Consider the following 21741-nt stretch of genomic DNA (forward strand, 5'->3'; position numbering starts at 1 on the left):
TATTGTATGTTGTATCTTAAAATAAAAGGAGGAAATAACAATGGGCTTCGCACATGGTAATGGATTTGCGCTACTAGTCGTATTATTTATCCTCTTAATTATCGTCGGTGCTGCTTGCTTCTGCTAAGCAGTTATTGTAGTACGATATGGGGATGAAAAAACTATAAAAGCGGACACCTATTTTTAGGTGTCCGCTTTTCATTTTAAAAATCTCCTAACCTATTACAAAATAGTACCACTAGGAAAGTATTTTACATCAAAAAGTTAGCAGTGTAGCTACCTTCTTACTCTCTGCCTTACGAATATGGCGCTGTTCTGCACGTAACACAGCAATTCGATGCAATTCTTTCTCCTCTTCTGTCTCAGGGATAACACGCGGTACAGGAACTGGATTATTCTCCTTACTAAGCGCAACAAAAGTAACGAATGAAGTTGCTGCTACACGTTTTTTACCTGAAATTAAATCTTCTGCTACTACTTTCACAAATATCTCCATAGAAGTTCTTCCCGTCCAAATTACGAAAGATTCATAACTAACACAATCTGAAGAACGTACTGGATGTAAGAAATCTACCCAATCCATAGACGCTGTGACACATTCCATTCTCGAGTGTCTCGTTGCTGAAATTGAAGCAACCATATCCATCTCCGCCAATATCTTTCCACCAAATAGCGTGTTATGATCATTTAAATCCGTTGGAAATACTCGACTCGTTTTAAACACCCTTGATTCATTAGCTGTTTTACCCTTTACTTCAGTCATTGTTATCACCCCTTTAATTATTTATCCCTAATATACACTACACCTCATGAACTACACGTTTAATATTAACAATTTTTAGAACTTTTAGTCCATAAAAAAGAACCGATCTTATCAATCGGCTCCTCTAAATACATATTGTTCTTTCGGCTGTTCAACTTTATTCCATTTCGTTACCTCTAAAACAGGAATATTTGCATGGAACGGCTGATAAAATTCAGTTGAAATTTCTCCCTCTATCTGAATCCAATCATCATTTTCCCACTCTACACCTTCTGGTTTTTTAACTAACATACCATATACACCCGAATCCGCTACACAATGTATAATACCGAAACGGAATAAGAAATATTGTTCCTTTTTAGAAGAATCATCTCGGAAAACAAATCCTTTATAAGACAGGGTTTTACCAGTAAATTCACCAGGATAATTATAAATTGTCTCCATACCCTTTAAGAAATCTTCATCTTTTAAAGTGATATTATCTTTCGTAACAAACTCTTTCTTCCCTTTTTCCATTACACCACGGTATCCTTCTTTCCCGTAATAAATGCTCGTGTCAGGTCTTAGAAATTGCCTTGTCATAAATGGATCTTTACTTTCTGCTTGCGCTACTGGAAAATGGAATCCCTTCGCCTTAACAATATCGGAATCTAATGTTGCAATTGGGAAAAACAATCCTGTAATGATTGGAAAACAGAATAACGTGTAAGAAAACACTTTTTTCCACCATTTATTCTCATCTTTCGAATGATCATGCCCACAATGACTATGATCACAACTACAATCATGCTTCTCTTTTTCCTTTTGGTGCTCTTTTTGGAAAACGATAATAATTTGTACAATCGTTAAGAAACCTAAAATAATAGCAGCAGTTTTTGATAAATAGGCGTACTTCATATTTATATACTTCGTAATGTTACCGGAAATATGAAGCTGTCCAATTAAAATTGTAAAGCCTAATAATATATATGCTCGAAACATAACCTACCACCCCATCGCATAAATGAGTAGTGAGCTTGCATAAACAACAAGTGTAACTGTAACCGTCACAACAATTACAAATTTTGTTTTAAATGTCGCAAGCATCATAAACATATTTTTAATATCCACCATCGGTCCATATACGAGAAACGCGACAAGTGACGCTGTTGAAAATGTACTTTGGAACGAAGAAGCAATAAATGCATCCGCCTCTGAACAAAGTGATAAAATGAAAGCAAGTCCCATCATTACAGCTGATGAAGAAAACGGACCTTGTCCAATAGCAAGCAATGTTGAAGTTTGTACAAACGTTTGAACTGCAGCAGCAATTAACGCTCCTAACACTAAGTATTTTCCCATTGAGAAAAATTCCTCAACAGCATGTGTACATACATCCCACATTTTTGTACGTAACGGACGCTTATGATTCACTTCTGGGAAGTGATCATCTCTTAATTGATGTTCTTTAAACATAAATGATAATATAATTCCAACGATAATTGCTACGATAATCGCTACAATAGAACGATACCATACCATGTGCATACTACTTCCAAAAGCAACATATGTTGCAAATAATACAACTGGATTAATAATCGGTCCAGTTAACATAAATGCAATTCCTGCATAGGGTGGAACCCCTTTTCCGATTAATCGTCTTACAATCGGAACAATTCCACATTCACATCCAGGAAACATCATACCTAAAAAAGTAGCTAATAAAACAGACAGAAATCGGTTTTTAGGCATCCATTTTGCCACCATATCTTCTGTCACAAACATTTGAATGAATCCTGAAATAAATACACCAATTAGCACAAAAGGAAGTGCTTCGATTAATATTGAGATAAAGATTGTATTCATTTGCAGGAATGCTTTCGGTAATTGAAACAATTCCATGATGTATTTCCTCCAACTTTTCATTAACAATATGTAATTTTAACCCCATTTCATTATTTGAACAAGAGTTATATGGAATTCATAACCTTCATACACATTACATTTCACAAGTTATATTCTGTTCCAAAATTGAGATTTCATAGCAAAAAAAGCTGCGCTAGCACAGTTTTATAACTATGCTAGCGCAGCTTTCCTATCATTAAAAGTAACGTTTCTTCCAAAAAACAAATGCTAAAGTGAAAGATAATGTTACACATATTATAAGTACAATTACAAAACCATGTGCTTCCCCTTCAAACGGAACCTTTACATTCATTCCAAAGAAACTAGAAACCATCGTTGGTAATGATAAAATGATTGTAATAGAAGTCAACAGTTTCATAACACTATTTAAATTGTTAGAAATAACCGAACTAAATGTATTCATCATTCCACTTAAAATGTGACTATATATTTCCGCCATTTCAATAGCCTGCTTATTTTCAATTAATACATCTTCTAGTAAATCTTGATCGTCTTCATACATTTTCAAAAATGTACTGTTTCGCATTAATTTTTGAATTACAATTTTATTTGCCTTTAATGATGTTGTAAAATAAACTAAACTTTTTTCAAGGCCGAGCAATGTGAAAATTTCTTTATTTTTCATCGACTTATTTAATTGGTGCTCTAAATCGATTGTTTTTCGATTAATTTGCTTTAAGTATCTTAAATAATAAGTAGAAATTGTATATAAGAGCTGAAGTGCGAAGCGCGTCTTTTTAAACGTATAAAATTCTTTAATACGTTGATTAATAAAGCGTTCAAAAATTGGATTTTCTTCTAAGCAAATAGTAACAAAACAATCTGGCATTACAATCATACCTATTGGAATCGTGTCATAAATTGAATTTCCTTCTTCATCATGTCTGACTGTCGGAATATCCACGATAATTAAAGTATTATTGTCTTCCTTTTCAATACGAGAGCGTTCTTCATCATCCAAAGGGTCTTTAATGAAATCTAAGTCTACATTTAAAGTTTGTACTAGATACTGAATTTCTTCTTCTGTTGGATGAAGTACATTAATCCAGCAGCCCTTTTGCATTTCCTCAATCTCTTGTAGTTTTCCGTTTCGGTCTGTTAAATAAATATTTAACATACTATCACCCCGATTCTTTTTACATGTGGGAATCTACCTCACTTAAACAACAGTTTTTGAACCGCTATTTTCAGCATATGAAACAAACGATTAAATTTCAATAGAAAAATTATTTTGAAAACGTTTTTTTAAGAAAAATCTTGTAAACATAGAAAAAGACAGAGTGTTCTCTGCCTTTAAAAAAGCTTATGTTGCCTTTATAACATATTTAGAAAGCATCCACAAGTTAAAGCCGACTGAAATCGTATAGCCAGCGTATGTTGAAATGATAAAACTTACATAATCAAAATACGGTAGCAATACAATATTTAAAACTATCTTCACAGTTATTCCGATTACTAATCCTAGCACTGTTTTCTGTTGTTGATTAATTCCTTGTAACATGGCAGCGGTTACTGTAAATAGTGAGAATAGTATACAAGCAGGAGCATAGTACTGCAAAATAATACTGCCCATCTCCGGATCATTTCCAGCACCAAATAAAAGAGTATATACTGGTTTTGCTAAAATCATCATCCCAATCGCCGCCGGTACGGTAATTCCTACCACTAATAAATTTGTCCTTGTAAAGTGTTTATACAGTAGCTTCTCATTTCCCGCTGTATAAGCTTTCGTCATCTCAGGTACAAGGGACATACTAAAAGCCGTTGCAACAGAAACCGGGATAAGTACAACCATCTGAACAAGGCCAATAATCGCATTAATCTTTTCTGCTTCTCCTTGCATATATCCTACTTGTATAAGTAGCTTATTAATTGTAAATGTATCAATCGTCTGATATAACGGAATCGCTAATCCTACTACAACGAAAGGAATAGAATATGTAAACAGTTCTCTATACAACGAAAAAAAAGTTTTCGTCGTTTGTGGTATACTGGCAATCTCTTTTTTCTTTAAATGTTTTCTCCTTCTTATATAATACGCACTTAAAACACTTAATCCACCTAGTGCTCCCATAAATGCTCCAAATGTTGAAATACCAACTGCCAACGAAACAGAAGCTTTTATAACATATAAAACGACAAAGCTTCCTATCAAAATAGTTAAGACCCGAAAAAATTGCTCTACAACTACACTGAGCGCAGAAGGTCCCATAGATTGAAAACCTTGAAAGAAACCACGTAACAAGCTCATTACAGGAACGAGTATTAACGCAAAACTTACAATTTGAATATTGTGCGTGACAGCTACCACACTATTCCCCGACTGATCATTTCCATCAATCACAAGTTTAGCTAAATGTGGTGCTAACATATATAATGCTAAACAAGAAATAACGCCCATAATGACCATAAAAACGATACCACTCTTTAGCACTCTCTTAACAGTGTGATAATCATTGAGTTGATCATATTTTGAAACCATTTTTGAAACGGCAAGTGGCAATCCCATCGTTGCAATACTAAGCATAATTGTATAAGGACGGTATGCATACGTATATAATACGTACCCACTCGTACCTACCATTGCTGTAAATGGTATAACATATATGAACCCTAACATTTTAGATATCATCGTTGCCATCGTTAAAAATATCGTTCCACGTAAAAACGGTGATCCTTTCATCACATTCCCCCGCTACGCTTTATTATTACACATTATGGACAACTCCTTTTTTTTAGAACTGAAACAATAAAAAAAGCCAATGAAAAATCATTGACTTTAACGCGCTGCTTTTTTCTTTTTTAAATACTTTAAACCGAAGTATAGAGCAATAAAGAGAACAGCCCCTATAATTATGTAATGTGTGTAATCAGATGCATACTCTTTAATATGTCGCCAATTTCCACCAAGCTTTTCACCTAAGTATATAAATAGTATTGACCATGGAATAATCGCTACAACTGTATACAGTGTGAAAAGTTTTAATGGCATCTTAGCTAGTCCTGCCGGAATAGAGATTGCATGACGTACAATTGGGATAAAACGTGCCGAAAATATTACTCCAGCTCCGTAACGCTTAAACCAATTTTCTGCTATGTCTAAATGGTGTTTATTAATAAGTAGATATTTTCCATATTTCTCTACAACTGGACGTCCTCCATAGTATCCAAGCCAATATAAAAAGATTTGAGCTAAAGTACCACCGATTGTTCCAGCAATAACTGCACCGACAAAGCTAATTTTACCATCTGCGACTAAAAAGCCAGCATACGAAAGTACAATTTCACTCGGGATAATTTCAATCATTAAAGCTAGCGCTACTCCAAAGTAACCTAGGCTTGCAAAAAATTGCAATAACTGATCTATTATGCTTGCTAACATTTTATTTTCTATCTCCTTTTTTCTTCACATACCATCCCATTATTACATAAAGGTTGCATTCTGCCAATATCTTCATTTTAACAATATGTACAATTCAAGCAGTATTAATCTATTATTTTTTCTTTCTGCGGGTCTTTCATGTAGGCAAACATTTCTTTAATTTGCTCTTCTGTATTTCTAGCAATTGATAAATCCGGCAATTTATCTTCACCAAAAAACTCTATTTCTTCTGTTTCAATACTAACTTTCTTTTCCCCACCAACAATATTACAGCCAATAAAAATCTTATATACATGCGTTGCTGAAGGTGATGGTTGATGCTTTTCTTTATCAAATATAGCTAGTAACTTAAAATGATCTACTTCATATCCTGTCTCTTCGAAAACCTCTTTTGCTGCTACTTCTGTTGGCGTATAACCAACATCAGCCCATCCACCTGGCAATGCCCATTTCCTATCACTTTTTTCTTTCACAAATAATAGTTTTTCATTTTGAAAAATAACCGCCCGTATATCAACTTTAGGTGTTTGATAGCCTGTCTCACTTGCAAATAACTTCTCTACTACTTCCCAATCTGTCTTTGTGTAATGTGACATCATTGAAACTGAAATGTCCCGTAATTGTTGGAAACGCTCTAGATCATACACATCTTTGGAGTACGTTAAACCTGCTTGAGCTATTGATTGTATTTGTTTTACCCAATCAATCCATTTAACCGTCATATCTATACAACTCCATTCTTAATCAATTTCATTCTACTAATAAATATTATTTCGCTTTTTTATTTCTCTATCTTTAGTATACAAAAAAAGAGATTGATAATGTTCCAATCTCTTTCAAAATTAATCCAATTCATGTAAGTGGTCTTGTATATACTTCCTTCTTTTATTTATATATTCATCAATCATATCAGCTTCTTGATCAAATGTTTCTAATTTTTCTTTCATATATGAATCCTGTAGTAAATATGGACGAATCGCTTCACACAAACCTTCTACTTTCGGCATCATAAACGAAACGGTAAATTGTTCTTCTAATATTTCTTCCAAAATACTTCGGTATTGTTTTCTAAATACAGGTATATCTAACAATCTTGCACTTAACGTATTATAACCTTGAATACGAATATATTCATGATTAAGTGGTCTCCCTTGTACATCTCGCCCCCAAGTCGCATCATAATCCCACGGTATCACTTCAAATAAATTTGTCTCATCGTTATGATATAGTGCATAGTTATGAACGAAACCATCAAAGTTTTGCGTAAAAATAACTCCAGCTAACCATCTTAAATATTTATCTACATGTAGAAACTTCCCGATTTCTTTTTCATAATCTTCCCTCGACAAAGTATTCGCTTGAAATACAAATTCACTCAGTTGTTCTTCACTATTTTTATTCGAATATTTAAATTCATAACCCGCAAAGAGCTCTGTCTTAACATCTTTATCTCGCTCACTCATTAACGAAAAATTCGCATCATCATCTATCGCATAATAAATAGAACCACTCGGTAACCCTCTATTTTTCAAAAAGTTTTCATCAACTGATTCTAACTGTAAATACACACCTTGAATTTGACCATTAATTTTTATAAATACATGTTGTGATTTTGGCGAAAGTACACCAATATCATGAAAAAAATCTAAAGATAATTTATTTCGTATGAGAGACGGATCCATAAACTCAGAATTCAAATGAAACTCTTTCGCGCCTTGAAATTTTTTCGGTTTATAAAACATAACATGATAAGACTTTTTCTCAAATTCGCGAATATGAGCCCCTCGGTATACGATATCAATGTCATACTTCTTTTTTCCATAAGTTAATTTTGCTGGCACTGGACTATCTGACCAAATGTCCTTTTTCAATTCCACTAAGTACATTGGATGAACAAAAAAATCATATGAAGGCAGCATGTTTTCTCATCCCTTCTCAGTTCTCTTCATTCAATGTATGCGCCTTGTCTTGTCCATACATCCGCTATCATCTATTTATATAAAATTACACTCTTGTCCTGTTCAGAAAGAAGTCGAATCTCATATCATGTTAAGGAAAAAGAATACCTTTTCAATTTAACACTCGATAAGGAGGATTTCTATGAAACGTGATATTAGAAAAGCTGTTGAAGAAATCAAAAGTGCTGGTATGGAGGATTTCTTACACCAAGATCCAAGTACTTTTGAGTGCGATGATGATAAATTCTCTCATCATAAATGTACAACAGGGTGTAAATGTACAACAGGGCGTAAATGTACAACAGGGCGTAAATGTACAACAGGGCGTAAATGTCCAAGAACAAGATGTACTCGCGTAAAACATTGTACTTTCGTTACAAAATGTACTCATGTTAAAAAATGGACGTTTGTTACGAAATGCACTCGTGTGCGCGTTCAAAAATGGACGTTCGTTACAAAAGTGACGCGTAGAAAAGAATGCGTTTTAGTTACAAAACGTACTCGCAGAAAGCATTGTACGTTCGTTACAAAATGCATACGCTTTGAAAAGAAATTTTTCTGGACAAAACGAAGTTTCTGTAAAAAATGCGAATTCTTCCCTCACGGACACGGTAGCTCTTGCGATGATGATTGTGATCATGGTAAAGACTGTCACGATGACGGGCACAAATGGAATGATTGCAGAGACGGACATAAGTTCCCATCTTGCAAAAATAAGAAATTCGATCACTTCTGGTATAAAAAACGTAATTGCTAGTTTTTTATGTCCACCAAAAAAGGTCGCTTTGCGACCTTTTTTACGTTTACTGAAAATGACTTATATCTGCAAATTGTTTTACTTTACCACGGTTTTCATCAAATTCAATCACACTAAGACTCGCGCTATGCATAAATGGCTCTTCCCATACATGTTCAATTTCAAAACCTGCAAAATGCCCTACGAGTAATTTCGCTGCTGCAGCATGAGTAACTATTAAAATATTTTCTCCTTTATGCTTTTCTAAAAGAAAGTGTACCCCTTCAATTACTCTTTTATGAACGGCCGCAAAGTTTTCCCCTGATGTTGACTGAAAAAGATGTGGTTCATTCCAAAATAAATGTACTTCTTCTGGATATTGCATTTCCAAGTCAGCAATTGTTTGCCCTTCCCATATCCCCATGTTTATTTCATAGAAACGTTCATCTTCTATAATTGGAAGATCGCGTTCCCCTTTAATCAATTCAGCAGTATGAAGCGTTCTTTCACTTGGACTACTATATATGGCGTGGAGAGGTAAATCCTTCATACGCTCCCCTAATTGTTTCGCTTGTATCATACCATTCTCAGTTAAGGCTGAATTTTTTCGTCCTTGCATCCGCTTTGCTACATTCCATTCTGTCTCACCGTGCCTTGTTACATATACTGTTGTCTTCATTTCCTATTTCCCCCTTATCATTTCGGCCGCAATTCCCACGGCTCTACTCTCCCTACAATCCATTCTGTGCATTTACTTTCAATTCCTTTTATAACTCCGTCAGCTATCTCTTCATGAGTAAGCCACCTTGCATATGTATCTTCTAAAATAAACCCTAATATAACTCTGTAATAACTACATAATGCCCCGCCTATTTTTTGTGATTTCGTACGTGATGCACTACTACCTAATATATGAAATAAACTGTACTTTTCCGACGACAATTCTACCTCATTACAAATGAGTCGTAATGCATGCTTTGCACTAGAGTGTATCCAGGCAACAACTAATGTTATTGGACCATTTTGTTCAATTGTATTTATAATAGATTGCTTTACATCATCGTCATTTTGATAATCTAAAGGAAGGCACGTAATATTTCCCGGTACAGAACTCACTTGCTTCACATTTTCCAATTTCGTACTATCTCGTCCAATAATAGAAACATGAAACCCTTGATCACAAAGCCACATAGAAACTTTCTTTAGCATTCCTGTTCCACCAATTACAAGCGCATGCAACTTCTTTCCCCCCCTTAGTAAAATGTCATATGAGCTTTCTCATCTCTATAATAATTTAGACGGTCTTGTAACGTCCCTGAATGAAACTCAAATTTATGACCATCAGGATCAACAAAATATATAGACTCACAATCTCTCACATCACGCTCTCTTCCTTGTAAAATATGAACTTTATTTTCTTCTAATCGCTGCAGTAAGCGTTCAAAGTCTTCTTGTTCAACAGAAAATGCGAGGTGCGTATAAGATTGATGAATCTCCTTTCTTGGAATATGTGCCTCTTCGTTCAGTGCTATCCATACTCCACATATATTGAAATATGCAAGTTTTCTCCCTTTAACTAATAGTTCTCCTTCTAGCACTCTTTCATAAAACATAATAGCGTTTTCTAAATTTGATACTGAAAAACAAAGATGATTGATTCCTTTCAACACTCCACGTTCCTCCCTAAACAAATAAAAGATGAGCGAAAATTCACTCATCTTTTATTATACTATTTCTTTGTAATATATGCCCATTTATAACTAAAGTCGCCACCGAACGTATGGTTAGCAATACCATTTACATACGTCTTCTCTAAGTAAGCTGTACTTTGTTGGTACGTAGGAGAGATTGCAGCATCTTGACCAATTAAGATTTTTTCAGCTTCTGCAAGTGCTTTCCAGCGTGCTGCGTCATCTTTTAGTAGTTCTCCTTTTGATTTTGCTACTAAATCATCGTACTTCGGATTTGAATAATCCATTTCATTAAATGAGCTTCCAGTAACGAACATATCAATATATGTCATTGGGTCTGGATAATCTGGACTCCATGCAGATAATGAGAATTCATATTCAAATTTCTTTTCTAAATCTAACTTCTGCTTATATGGTTGTTGCTTCAAATTCACTTTAATACCAGGTAAGTTTTTCTCTAATTCTTCTTTAATAAAGTCGCCCACTTTTTTACGACTACCGTTATCATCATTTAGTAATTCTACTGTAATTGTATCTTGACCAAGTTCTTTCTTCGCTTCTTCCCACAGTTTTTTTGCTTTCGCAGCATTATCTTTACTGTCACGGAAATTTTTATTTACAGTACGGAAGTCTTTTCCATCTGGTCCTGTCGTAAACTTTTCAGGTACTAAGAAATACGCTGGCAATGATCCATCATTCAAAATTACATCCGCAATTCCTTTTTTATCGTACGCTAAATCAATCGCCTCACGAACCTTTTGATTTTTAAACGTTGCATTTTTTTGATTAAAACGTAGGAAATACATACGTGGGTCTAGCTTCGTTTTAAATTCATCTGGTTTATTCTTTTTATATTTGTCTACAAACTCAGAACTTAAAATGACACGGTCTGCTTGATCACTATCATATAAATTTACCCCAGTACTTGTCTCTTTTACTATACCCACATTAATTTCTTGTAATTTTACAGCATCTTTATCCCAATAATTTGGGTTTTTCTTTAACTGGTAACTTTGTTCATGTTTCCATTCACTCATTGTAAATGGTCCATTGTACAATAATTTATCTGCTTCTAATCCGTATTTATCCCCTTGTCCTTTTACATACTTTTCATTTAATGGGAAGAATGTAGGGAACGAAGTAAGCTCAAGGAAATAAGGTGCTGGTTGCTCTAATTCTACTACCAACGTTTTATCATCCTTCGCTTTAACACCTAATTGATCCGACGGTACTTCTCCTTTATTTACTTTCTGTGCATTTTTCACATCAAATAAAATAAATGCATATTCTGCTGCTATTGCTTTATCTAATGTACGTTGCCATGCATATACAAAATCTTGTGCTCGAACTGGATCACCATTTGACCATTTTGCATCACGTAATTCAAATGTATATGTCTTTTTATCTTCACTAATCTTCACGTCTTTGGCCATACCTGGAGTTGGTTTATTATCTTTATCTAGACGATATAATCCTTCCATTGCATTTACAAATACACGGAAAGATACAGAATCTGTTGATTTAGATGTATCCATTGAAGGAATTTCAGCTGTTTCTAGCAAATTTAAAACTTGTTTATCTGCCATTCCCTTACTTGATTCTTTCTTCGTTGTCGAAGCCTTCTCCCCATTCCCACATCCCGCAACCAGTACACTAGCCGATAATGCAACTGCAGCAATCGTTGTTACCTTTCTCTTCATTCTTCCTTCCCCCAATCTATATGTATAAGTTAAAACTTGTATAATATATTTTATTATACAAAAAATTCTGATTATTTTAAATATTTATTTTCATAAAAAGAAAAAAAGCGGTCAGAAATTGCTTTCCCTCCGCTTTGTTGAATAGCATTTACTTGCAATCCATCCTCTATTTCAAACGGATTTTGAACCTTGAATATTTCTTCCATCATCTTCAAAAACTCTTCTTCATTTTTAGATTCACCATTAATCGTAAGGGAATATGGCTCAATTTCACTCAATTTATAATCAACAATAAATTGAATTGTAACTTTTTGTCTTGGCATCCCTGGGCTGTATCCTTGAAATTCTACTAATTCCATACCTTCCGAACCACGATAATATATCCACCCTGAATTTTGAAAATAGCTTTCAAACGATTCACCAATCGAAAAGAACGGATATTCATAAAGCGAACTTGTACGTACTTTTTGTATAATATCTCGATCAGTCGGAAAAAAGAAATGACTGAAAAAAATACTAGCAACTGCTAAAATAGTAACGATTGTTGCTCCCATTTTACTCGTTCCACCACTATCACGGATCAGATAATTTTCAACCGATTCATCTTTAATTCCCCGTGCTTTTATTCGATATATACGCCTTTCTGCAAATTGATAATATAATCCATTTGCAAAAATCCCCATCCCAAATAGAATGAAAATGAGTAATAAAAACGTAAGAGGCACCATATTAATGATTGGCAACGCTACGTTGAACCCCATATAATAAGAAAATGCATCACATGCTACTAATAACAGTATAAATAAAGCAGCAGGTAAATAATACTTACGATATCCAAGCCAACCTACATTGAAAATAGCAGCCAAACCATTCCAGCTCCACCTAGCAATTCGCTTATTCTCAAGCTCCCATTTTCTTTTGTAATATGGATATTGTCTCCCTACATATACTTCTAATTCTTTGTCTATTAGCGAGCTTTCTTCACCTTGTTTATTATGCAAGTTCCATTGACAATTTGCACAATTCAACTGATCATTAATACAAGGTCGCCCACAATTTATACATTTCAAAACAATCCCTCTTTCCATCCATACTTCATTTTAATATGCCTTCATGCTTCAATAACCACTCTTTCCTCCATAAACCACCTGCATACCCAACAAGTTTTCCACTCTTTCCTATTACACGATGACATGGAACGATAATTGAAATTGGATTCCGGCTATTTGCCCCTCCTATCGCTCGTACAGCTTTCGTATTCCCAACCTTATCTGCAATATCTAAATATGAAGCACTTACGCCATATGGTACGGTGTAAAGTGCTTCCCATACATTCTTTTGGAATGGTGTTCCTTCAGCAGACAATGGAACTGTAAACTCTTTTCTTTTTCCTTCAAAGTATTCATCTAATTCATTTATACATTGTTCAACAAGTTCATTTTTATGTTCTTCTTTTCTTTCTTCAACAAATATAACAGACGTAATCCCTTTCGTATTCGCTGTAATTTCCAGCAAACCTAATTCACTTTCATAATAAGCCTGATACATATGTCATCCTCCAATTCAATTCATATTAGCCATTGTAACACGAATAGACGAAATTTTTCGTATAAGCGTTTTATTAGGGAAACAAAAAAGAGGATGATACAATGTAAGAAAATTCAATCAAGGGGGATATTTGATGGAGCTTCAACTTTTTTCACCTTATACAATTAAGGACGTTACGCTAAAAAACCGTATCGTTATGTCGCCTATGTGTATGTATTCATCAGAAAACGCGGATGGCCGAGTAACCAATTTTCATCTCATTCATTATGGAACCAGGGCTGCTGGCCAAGTAGGCTTAGTTATGATTGAAGCAACAGCTGTGTTACCTGAAGGACGTATTTCTAACAAAGACTTAGGCATTTGGGATGATAATCTAATTGAAGGCTTACATAAGACGACAGCATTTATACATGATAACGGCGCAAAAGCTGCCATTCAACTCGCTCATGCCGGAAGAAAGGCTGAATTAGAAACGGACGCTTTAGCTCCTTCAGCAATTCCGTTTAACGATGGAATGAAAATACCCGTGGAAATGAGTAAGCAACAAATTAAAGACACCGTATTAGCTTTTCAAAAAGCTGCGTTACGTTCAAAACAAGCGGGATTTGACGTTATTGAATTACATGGTGCTCACGGTTATCTTATTAATGAATTTCTTTCTCTGCTTTCAAATAAGCGGACTGATGAATACGGGGGTTCACCTGAAAATCGCTATCGTTTCTTACGCGAAATCATTGACTCTGTAAATGAAGTTTGGAACGGACCGTTATTTGTTCGTATTTCAGCAAATGATTATCATCCTGACGGGTTAACAGTTCAAGATTATGTGCAGTATACAGGATGGATGAAAGAACAAGGGGTAGATTTAATCGATTGTAGCTCTGGTGCAGTTGTCCCAGCTCATATTGATGTATATCCAGGTTATCAAGTGCAATATGCCAAACACATTAAAGAGAATGCTAACATTGCAACAGGTGCAGTTGGATTAATTACGACTGGATTACAAGCGGAGCAAATTTTAAATAATAGCGAAGCAGATTTAATTTTTATCGGACGCGAGTTACTTCGTAATCCATACTTCCCAAGAATAGCCGCCAATGAACTTGGCTTTGAATTAAAAGAACCATATCAATACGGGCGAGCACCCGGAAAAATTAAAACTAATAAATAAAACCGAGAAGTGAGTCTTCTCGGTTTTATTTATTCTATCGTTGTAATTTCATTTGAATTATAAATATGAATACCAGATTCTTCACGCAGCGCTGTTATATACATTCCTTTCGCCACATCTTTAGCTGAAATTGGTTTGTACTTTTTAAAAGCCCCTTTAAATATAAACGGAAGAATACGAGATAATTTCTCAGCCATTCTTTCCCCAAAACGATATTCTTGTCGATTTCCTACTAATAATGACGGCCTGAAAATGTGTATGCCACCAATAACTAGCTTTTTCAGCTCCTCTTCCATTTTCCCCTTCACTTGCGAGTAAAAGAAAAATGATTTAGGTTTTGCTCCCATTGATGAAATAACAAGAAAATTTTGCACGCCTTGTTTTTCAGCTAAGCAGGCAGCTCGTAATGTATATTCATAATCTACTTTTTTAAAATTCGACTTCGACTTCGCTTTTTTTATCGTTGTTCCTAAGCAACTAAAAACATCATCTACTGCAAAAAATTCTTTGTATTCCTCTAATACTGAAAAATCCACCTGTTTCTGTTGCAATTTCTCATGCTGTAATTGTAATGGTTCTCTTACAAAAATAGTAACCGAATCGTAGTAATCTGAGTCAAGTAATAGTCGCGTTATTTCTTGTCCAACTAGCCCACTTGCGCCAAGTACTAACGCTGTTCGCTTATTCATATATGTGTATACCTCTTTATTTACTATTCTCTCCTATAGCTAATCGTCGCTAACAGGAGTTTCCGTTCTCCCATTTTACCATAAGTAAAGCACTATGCGTACGCATAGTGCTTTACTTACTCTTTTTCTTTTCTTTTTCCTCCATTGGTAATTTCGTTATTGTTGTAGCATCTCCTAAATTACTTATTAATCTCCTTAAAAAAATTAAAACAAAAGATAATGGCAATACTACCGCAAATATTAATAAGATAGCCTCCATGAAGTAACCCAAACGCTCATCCCCTTTTTTCTGCTCCCTCCCAATATATGAAAGTAACATTGTCACATATGCACCAATCATAAAAATTAATACCTTTCTTTTTGACAAATTTATAACAAAAACAAATCGTAATGATTATTATTTATTGCAACTTTCATAAAGATGTATTATACTAGGTTCGCAACCTAAAACGTAATTATTCCGTTTTGTATTAAAACGATATTTTCTTCTTATATTTGGAGAAAATATAATTGTAAAAAAGAAAAGAGGAGAATTATATGCCTAAAAAATTAGCTCTATTTTCATTTATACTTATTTTCACACTCATCTTTGCTGGATGTTCTAACAACAAAGAAGGTGCAGCGAAAAAAGATGGGAAACTTTCTGTTTATACAACCATTTTCCCACTCGCTGACTTTGCAAAAAAAATCGGTGGTGATTATGTAAATGTAGAAACAATTTACCCACCTGGTGCGGATTCTCATACATTTGAACCAAGTCAAAAGCAGACTGTACAAGTGGCGAAAGCCGATTTATTTGTTTATAACGGCGCAGAATTAGAACCATTTGCCGAAAAAATGGAAAAATCATTAAAAAAAGAAAACGTAAAAATTGTAAATGCATCTAAAGATATCGAACTTCGTGCTTCATCTGAAGAAGAGCAGCACGATCATGGAGACGGTCATAAAGAAGATGAACATCATCACGATAAAGACCCACACGTTTGGATAGATCCTACTCTTGCGATGAAACAAGCAGAAAAAATTAAAAATGCACTTGTAGAATTACAGCCTGAACATAAAAAAGAGTTCGAAAAAAACTTCGCGGCACTACAAACAAAATTTACTGATTTAGATGATCAATTTAAAGCAGTTGTTGCAAATGCAAAAACGAAAGAAATATTAGTTTCACATGCAGCTTATGGCTACTGGGAACAACGATACGGTTTAAAACAAATCCCAATCGCTGGAATTTCAGCATCTGATGAACCATCTCAAAAACAGCTTGCTGACATTACAAAAACAGTAAAAGAGCACGGTCTAAAATATATTTTATTTGAAACATTCTCTACTCCAAAAGTAGCATCCGTTATTCAACAAGAAACTGGCACAAAAATTTTACGTTTAAATCACCTTGCTACTATTTCTGAAGATGATGCAAAAAACAATAAAGATTACTTCACTTTAATGGAAGAAAACGTAAATACATTGAAAGAAGCTACTAACTAATCAACTTTTTTATAAGAAGCTGAATATTCCATTCAGCTTCTTTTTTGTCTGTTTCCGCTTGACTTGACCAAAATAACAAGTAAAATTATCCATATTAGCTTTTAAGCTATATTAATTTAGAAGGTGAGTTGGAATTATGACTCTTCACATTAGTGAAGTAACAGCAAAAAATTGGCGTTCAGTAGCTGCTTTAAACGTCACAAAAGACCAGCAGCAATTTATTGAAAGCAATGCGTTTTCTTTAGCAGAATCATTATTTGAAGGAAACGGAACGTCAGTAGGTTTATATGATGGAGAAACACTTGTAGGGTATGCAATGTATGGATGGTATTGGGGGAAACGTAAAAGTGTTTGGTTAGATCGCTTTATGATTGATCAACAATATCAAGGAAAAGGATACGCAAAACGTTTCCTTCGCATACTCATTCAATTCTTACAAGAAAAATTTGAATGTAAAATAATTTATTTAAGTTTACATCCTGACAACAAACACGCAATGGGACTATATGAGTCATTTGGCTTCCGTTTAAATGGGGATATTGATGACGAGGGCCCAGTTGTAGGTGTTGTAATGGAATTACTTATAGATGAAAATACAAGCCTGTGAAAACAGGCTTTTTATTATTTATTTATTAATGTCACATTTTCTATATTTAATTTCTTCTCCCTATGTGCTTCGCTTTTGCAATCTAGTATTATCTCCGTAAAATGCTCATCCGATTGAATTAGATAAATCATTTGATTGTTTAAACGTATTACTATTTCTTCTTCTTCATTTGTAACATCTGAAAATAGACAACTAATAATGTCTCTATCTTCATTTGTTATTTCTCCATATAATTTCACCGTATTTATTCCTGTAATTCCCTGCTCCAAACTATTTGGATACATATATTTCTCCATATATTCTCTGCTCTTTTGATCGTCCATTTGTTGTAGAAAGAATTGAAACGGCATCCCCTTCATCGGCTGTATGTATGCATTTTTCCACGGCATAGTTTTCTTAAATAAATTAAAAAACCACTTGTATTGTAATGGTTCTGGTTTTGTAATTCCAATTCCACCTTCTATCATTTTTCCATACACTTTATCTATATTTTCAACATCAATTGCCAGTCCGATAAGTCCCCTATGGCCATCACAATATTTCTGAACCCACTCTTGTACCCAACCACCCCCATCTTTTGTTTTTATTCTTACTAATTCTAAATATTCTTTTCCAATCCATATGTTAGATACTTTAAACCCTTTCGTTCCCTTTCCCCATTTCGGAACATATGGAAGCCCGATAGAATGTACATTTTTAATCGTTTCCTTATTTTCTTGTATTTCTTTATTTACATTTATAACAAGATGATCGATTTTCATATTCTTCCACCACATTTTTATTTTTTTAATAGTTTCTCTAACCTATGAATAAATCGAAGTTGCATCTCACATTGTTCATACATATTTTCGAAAATTAGTTTCACATACGCTGGCGCGTTATCTTTTAGTCTTTCTCCTTCCCTCATCTCTTCATAAGTAGATCGTATTTCACTTTTCTGCTCTTCTAAAGCTTCTAAAATCTCCTCTCTCATACTCTCTTCTTCTGACAGAAATGTTAACGCTGTATATAGATGTTTTGGAAACATAACTGAAGTTTTTTGAAACGACTCCTTTAATAACCTTTTAAATTCTTGACTTCCCTTGTCTGTAATACAATATATCGTTTTCGACCGTTTTCCGGTCATTTCAATTGCTTTAACTTGAATGAAATTTTCATTTTCCATTTTTTTTAATGCGTGATAAATAGAAGCTGGGAAAACTTCCGCCCATTTATTACTTTGCACCATATTTAGCGCCTGCTGTATTTCATAACCAGATAGCGACTCCCTTTTAGTAAGCAATCCAAGAATCATTAAACGCACCTTTTCTCCCCCCTACCCCTAACAAAACACTAAACGTTTAGTATTTTCAGATTATTTTAATACAAATTCCAATTTTAGTAAACAAAAAAAGCCTGCAATATACGCAGACTTATTTCACACACTCTTGGAAATGTTCTTGGAACCATTCTTTATTAATATCTCTTCCGATGAAAACTACTTCGCTTACTCGCTCTTCGCCCTCTTGCCACTCTCTATCGTACGAAGCAGCAAATAACGTATGCACACCTTGGAAAACAATACGTTTATCTACTCCATCAATAGATAAAATTCCTTTGTAGCGATATAAATGCTCCCCTAGTTCCTGAACGACAGCTGACATCCACTCATTCAATTTTTGTAAATCTAACGGACGTTCTTCACGTAGTACAAACGATTTTACACCTTCTAGATGGTTATATTCTGTATGAGGGTAAATTTGCAGCGTATCTTTCGTTTTAAACGTTTGAATTTGTAATAACGATGGAATATCTACCTCACAGTTAGTCGCCTCGATTAACTTTGCAGTCGGGTTAATTCCTTGAAGTTCATGCAAGAGATTTTCTTTCTCATTTTCTTCAATTAAATCTAATTTATTAACTAACACAACATCAGCAAAGGCAATTTGTTCTTTTGCTTCTAGTCCCTTTTCAAAATGTTTATGTATATGATAGCTATCTACAACTGTTACAACACCGTTAATTTGGTATGCAGATTGAATAACTGGATCTAAAAAGAAAGTTTGAATAATCGGACCTGGATTTGCAAGACCTGTTGTTTCAATTACTAATCCATCAAAGTCCATTTTCCCTTCTGCTTTCACATCCAGTAATTGTTTTAAAGCAACAAGTAAATCTTCACGCACAGTACAGCATAAACAACCGTTTGTCATTTCCATAATTTCTTCTTCAACGTTCATAATTAATTGATTATCGATACCAATTTGCCCTATTTCATTTACAATCACTGCTAATTTCTTGCCGTGATCCTCTGATAAAATTCGATTTAATAATGTCGTTTTCCCTGATCCAAGAAAACCAGTTAGTATTGTTACTGGAATCATTCCTTACATCTCCTTATAGCTATATGTTTCTACATTATAGCATATAGAGAAAAACGTTTTTGTAGCAAAACATATTTATTGTATGTACAACCGGGTAACTATATAATAATATGTAGCAAGAAAGCCTTTTCAAAAATATTATCATTCATCAAGGGGGTACTTATAATGGAACGAGTTCAAATGGCCGAAACACTAGAATTTTCTCGTATTATTCAAGGGTTCTGGCGTTTAGCAGAATGGAATATGACAAAGCAAGAGTTACTTTCTTTTATTGAAGACTGTATGGATTTGGGGATTACTACTTTCGATCACGCTGATATTTATGGCGGATATACATGTGAAGGATTGTTTGGAGAAGCGTTACAACTCAAGCCTTCCTTACGCGAAAATATGCAAATCATCACTAAATGTGGAATCGCTCCCCCATCCCCTAAATTTCCAGAGCGATATGTTGCTCACTACAATACGAGTGCTGAACATATAATAAAAAGCGCGGAGGATTCATTACAAAACTTACATACAGATTATATTGATGTATTGCTCATTCATCGTCCTGATCCATTCACGGACCCAAATGAAGTGGCAGAAGCGTTCTCACGCTTAAAGCAAGAAGGAAAGGTTCGTCACTTCGGTGTATCTAACTTTTTACCTTCACAATTTAATATGTTAAGTTCGTATTTAGATTTCCCGCTCATTACAAATCAAATTGAAGTATCTGCGATGCAGCTTGAGCATTTTGAAAAAGGTACGATTGATTTATGCCAAGAAAAACGAATCAATCCAATGATTTGGTCACCTCTTGCTGGTGGTGAAATCTTTACTGGCCAATCAGAACGTGCCATACGTGTACGTGAAACTTTACAAAAAGTTGCTACTGAACTAGGTGTTACTAGCATCGATACTGTTATGTATGCATGGTTACTTGCTCATCCAGCTAACATGATGCCAATTGTTGGCTCTGGTAAATTAGATCGTGTGAAAACAGCCGCTCTTGCTACAAAAGTTAACTTAGACCGCCAACAATGGTTTACAATTTTCGAAAGCTCTAATGGACATCCTGTACCATAATAAACAAAAAGAAGAGCTGTTTCTTTACAGCTCTTCTTTTTCATATGTATTTCTCGTCATTGCAAATACACACATATCCCTTAATCCATTTCCATCTACCGCAACACTCGCGCTTTCTAAAGTACCCTCTAATTTAAAGCCTAATTTCTCTGGTATCGCTCTACTCTTCTTATTTAGAGAATCACAACGAATTTCTACGCGGTTTGCTTTCAATTCAGTGAAAGCATAATCTGTTATACCTTTTGCAGCCTCTACCATATAGCCCTTTCCACTAAACCTTGAATCAATCCAATACCCGATTTCAAATTGAGGTATATCCCAATTAATACGATGTAATCCGGCAGATGCAATAAATTCACCTGTTTCGTTCGAAAAAACTAGTAATCTCAAATCCTCACGCTGCAAAAATTGAATATGCGATTTTCTAATACTCTCTTCTATTTCTTCCTCTGTTTGCTCTTTTTGTGCAAAGACCATCCAAGGTTTTAATTCTTGTATTGAAGCTTGAATTGCGTCATATACAACTTTACCATCACCTGGTTTTGGCATTCGAATAAAAAGCCTGTCAGTATAAAATTCAGAAGGAAAATCGAATAATAACGGATTCACTGTAAACACTCCCTATAATTCTTTTATATATAATAATATCCATCTCAAGTTATACAGTAAAGA

The 21741-nt window shown here is 34.5% G+C and carries 26 protein-coding genes; 6 read left to right on the forward strand and 20 right to left on the reverse strand.

Translation table 11 applies throughout. The features are described from left to right. Positions 1-40: 40 nt before the first annotated feature. Entirely contained in the window at positions 41-127 is an 87-nt protein-coding gene (locus tag JFT89_RS01225; protein ID WP_000505094.1) for a YjcZ family sporulation protein, read from the forward strand. 129 nt (positions 128-256) lie between these two features. Here the strand turns inward: JFT89_RS01225 and JFT89_RS01230 are convergent, their stop codons facing one another. From JFT89_RS01230 to cotH, 8 genes are all read right to left on the reverse strand, one after another. Next, entirely contained in the window at positions 257-763 is a 507-nt protein-coding gene (locus JFT89_RS01230; protein WP_002012448.1) for an acyl-CoA thioesterase, read from the reverse strand. A gap of 111 nt (positions 764-874) precedes the next feature. Further along, a complete protein-coding gene (locus tag JFT89_RS01235) occupies positions 875-1744 on the reverse strand; it encodes a TIGR03943 family putative permease subunit (protein WP_002065003.1) in 870 nt (289 codons plus the stop codon). A gap of 3 nt (positions 1745-1747) precedes the next feature. Then, a complete protein-coding gene (locus tag JFT89_RS01240) occupies positions 1748-2644 on the reverse strand; it encodes a permease (protein WP_000418719.1) in 897 nt (298 codons plus the stop codon). A 199-nt stretch (positions 2645-2843) separates the two neighbouring features. Then, positions 2844-3785, reverse strand: a complete 942-nt coding sequence (locus JFT89_RS01245; RefSeq protein WP_000932386.1) for a magnesium transporter CorA family protein — start codon at positions 3783-3785, stop codon at positions 2844-2846. A 186-nt stretch (positions 3786-3971) separates the two neighbouring features. Continuing rightward, positions 3972-5351, reverse strand: coding sequence for a putative polysaccharide biosynthesis protein (locus JFT89_RS01250; protein ID WP_002031482.1), 1380 nt, complete (start codon positions 5349-5351; stop codon positions 3972-3974). Between the two features lie 96 nt (positions 5352-5447). Further along, the gene (gene uptA, locus JFT89_RS01255; protein ID WP_002065002.1) at positions 5448-6050 is read right to left on the reverse strand and encodes an undecaprenyl phosphate transporter UptA; all 603 of its coding nucleotides are present in this window, start codon (positions 6048-6050) and stop codon (positions 5448-5450) included. Between the two features lie 104 nt (positions 6051-6154). Beyond that, positions 6155-6772 carry an NUDIX hydrolase N-terminal domain-containing protein gene (locus tag JFT89_RS01260; RefSeq protein ID WP_002065001.1) on the reverse strand — a complete coding sequence of 206 codons (618 nt, stop codon included), beginning with the start codon at positions 6770-6772 and terminating at the stop codon, positions 6155-6157. A 120-nt stretch (positions 6773-6892) separates the two neighbouring features. Then, positions 6893-7969: a spore coat protein CotH gene (gene cotH, locus JFT89_RS01265; protein WP_033706694.1), complete on the reverse strand. Its 1077-nt coding sequence runs from the start codon at positions 7967-7969 to the stop codon at positions 6893-6895. A gap of 181 nt (positions 7970-8150) precedes the next feature. On the opposite strand from cotH, the gene exsB reads away from it, so the two are divergent. Beyond that, the gene (exsB, locus tag JFT89_RS01270; RefSeq protein WP_002086058.1) at positions 8151-8765 is read left to right on the forward strand and encodes an exosporium protein ExsB; all 615 of its coding nucleotides are present in this window, start codon (positions 8151-8153) and stop codon (positions 8763-8765) included. Between the two features lie 46 nt (positions 8766-8811). Here exsB and JFT89_RS01275 read toward each other — a convergent pair whose 3' ends face one another. The 6 genes from JFT89_RS01275 to JFT89_RS01300 form a co-directional block, all read right to left on the reverse strand. After that, entirely contained in the window at positions 8812-9423 is a 612-nt protein-coding gene (locus tag JFT89_RS01275; protein ID WP_002064998.1) for a phosphoserine phosphatase 1, read from the reverse strand. 17 nt (positions 9424-9440) lie between these two features. Next, positions 9441-9983: a short-chain dehydrogenase gene (locus JFT89_RS01280; RefSeq protein WP_201039381.1), complete on the reverse strand. Its 543-nt coding sequence runs from the start codon at positions 9981-9983 to the stop codon at positions 9441-9443. A 14-nt stretch (positions 9984-9997) separates the two neighbouring features. After that, the gene (gene fosB / locus JFT89_RS01285; RefSeq protein ID WP_002064996.1) at positions 9998-10414 is read right to left on the reverse strand and encodes a FosBx1 family fosfomycin resistance bacillithiol transferase; all 417 of its coding nucleotides are present in this window, start codon (positions 10412-10414) and stop codon (positions 9998-10000) included. A 59-nt stretch (positions 10415-10473) separates the two neighbouring features. Beyond that, positions 10474-12135 (reverse strand): peptide ABC transporter substrate-binding protein, encoded by a 1662-nt coding sequence (locus JFT89_RS01290; protein WP_002126994.1) that lies wholly within the window; start codon positions 12133-12135, stop codon positions 10474-10476. 71 nt (positions 12136-12206) lie between these two features. Continuing rightward, positions 12207-13205 carry a DUF2628 domain-containing protein gene (locus JFT89_RS01295; RefSeq protein ID WP_016094216.1) on the reverse strand — a complete coding sequence of 333 codons (999 nt, stop codon included), beginning with the start codon at positions 13203-13205 and terminating at the stop codon, positions 12207-12209. Positions 13206-13230: 25 nt separating this feature from the next. Next, entirely contained in the window at positions 13231-13683 is a 453-nt protein-coding gene (locus tag JFT89_RS01300; protein WP_002031467.1) for a methylated-DNA--[protein]-cysteine S-methyltransferase, read from the reverse strand. Positions 13684-13816: 133 nt separating this feature from the next. Here JFT89_RS01300 and namA point away from each other — a divergent pair, with 133 nt between their 5' ends. Then, complete coding sequence (namA, locus tag JFT89_RS01305) at positions 13817-14854, forward strand: NADPH dehydrogenase NamA (RefSeq protein ID WP_016094217.1); 1038 nt, start codon at positions 13817-13819, stop codon at positions 14852-14854. Between the two features lie 29 nt (positions 14855-14883). On the opposite strand, the gene JFT89_RS01310 is transcribed toward namA, so the two are convergent. Together JFT89_RS01310 and JFT89_RS01315 are read right to left on the reverse strand one after the other, a co-directional pair. Beyond that, positions 14884-15543, reverse strand: coding sequence for an oxidoreductase (locus JFT89_RS01310; RefSeq protein ID WP_003188777.1), 660 nt, complete (start codon positions 15541-15543; stop codon positions 14884-14886). A gap of 112 nt (positions 15544-15655) precedes the next feature. Continuing rightward, positions 15656-15883, reverse strand: coding sequence for a hypothetical protein (locus JFT89_RS01315; RefSeq protein WP_201039382.1), 228 nt, complete (start codon positions 15881-15883; stop codon positions 15656-15658). Positions 15884-16080: 197 nt separating this feature from the next. Here JFT89_RS01315 and JFT89_RS01320 point away from each other — a divergent pair, with 197 nt between their 5' ends. Together JFT89_RS01320 and JFT89_RS01325 are read left to right on the forward strand one after the other, a co-directional pair. After that, complete coding sequence (locus tag JFT89_RS01320) at positions 16081-17031, forward strand: metal ABC transporter substrate-binding protein (protein ID WP_016094218.1); 951 nt, start codon at positions 16081-16083, stop codon at positions 17029-17031. 136 nt (positions 17032-17167) lie between these two features. Next, positions 17168-17638: a GNAT family N-acetyltransferase gene (locus tag JFT89_RS01325; protein ID WP_002064976.1), complete on the forward strand. Its 471-nt coding sequence runs from the start codon at positions 17168-17170 to the stop codon at positions 17636-17638. Between the two features lie 14 nt (positions 17639-17652). Here the strand turns inward: JFT89_RS01325 and JFT89_RS01330 are convergent, their stop codons facing one another. From JFT89_RS01330 to JFT89_RS01340, 3 genes are all read right to left on the reverse strand, one after another. Next, complete coding sequence (locus JFT89_RS01330; RefSeq protein ID WP_002135827.1) at positions 17653-18399, reverse strand: VOC family protein; 747 nt, start codon at positions 18397-18399, stop codon at positions 17653-17655. Positions 18400-18416: 17 nt separating this feature from the next. Then, the gene (locus JFT89_RS01335; protein ID WP_016094219.1) at positions 18417-18941 is read right to left on the reverse strand and encodes a PadR family transcriptional regulator; all 525 of its coding nucleotides are present in this window, start codon (positions 18939-18941) and stop codon (positions 18417-18419) included. Positions 18942-19050: 109 nt separating this feature from the next. After that, positions 19051-20001, reverse strand: coding sequence for a CobW family GTP-binding protein (locus JFT89_RS01340; protein ID WP_002064973.1), 951 nt, complete (start codon positions 19999-20001; stop codon positions 19051-19053). A gap of 165 nt (positions 20002-20166) precedes the next feature. Between JFT89_RS01340 and JFT89_RS01345 the strand changes: the two genes are divergently transcribed. Then, positions 20167-21069 (forward strand): aldo/keto reductase, encoded by a 903-nt coding sequence (locus JFT89_RS01345; RefSeq protein ID WP_002064972.1) that lies wholly within the window; start codon positions 20167-20169, stop codon positions 21067-21069. A gap of 24 nt (positions 21070-21093) precedes the next feature. On the opposite strand, the gene JFT89_RS01350 is transcribed toward JFT89_RS01345, so the two are convergent. Continuing rightward, the gene (locus tag JFT89_RS01350) at positions 21094-21678 is read right to left on the reverse strand and encodes a GNAT family N-acetyltransferase (protein ID WP_002126982.1); all 585 of its coding nucleotides are present in this window, start codon (positions 21676-21678) and stop codon (positions 21094-21096) included. Between the last annotated feature and the right edge of the window lie 63 nt (positions 21679-21741).

Origin of the sequence: Bacillus sp. TH25 (assembly GCF_016650935.1) — a bacterium.
In the GTDB taxonomy this organism is placed as follows: Bacteria; Bacillota; Bacilli; order Bacillales; family Bacillaceae_G; genus Bacillus_A; species Bacillus_A mycoides.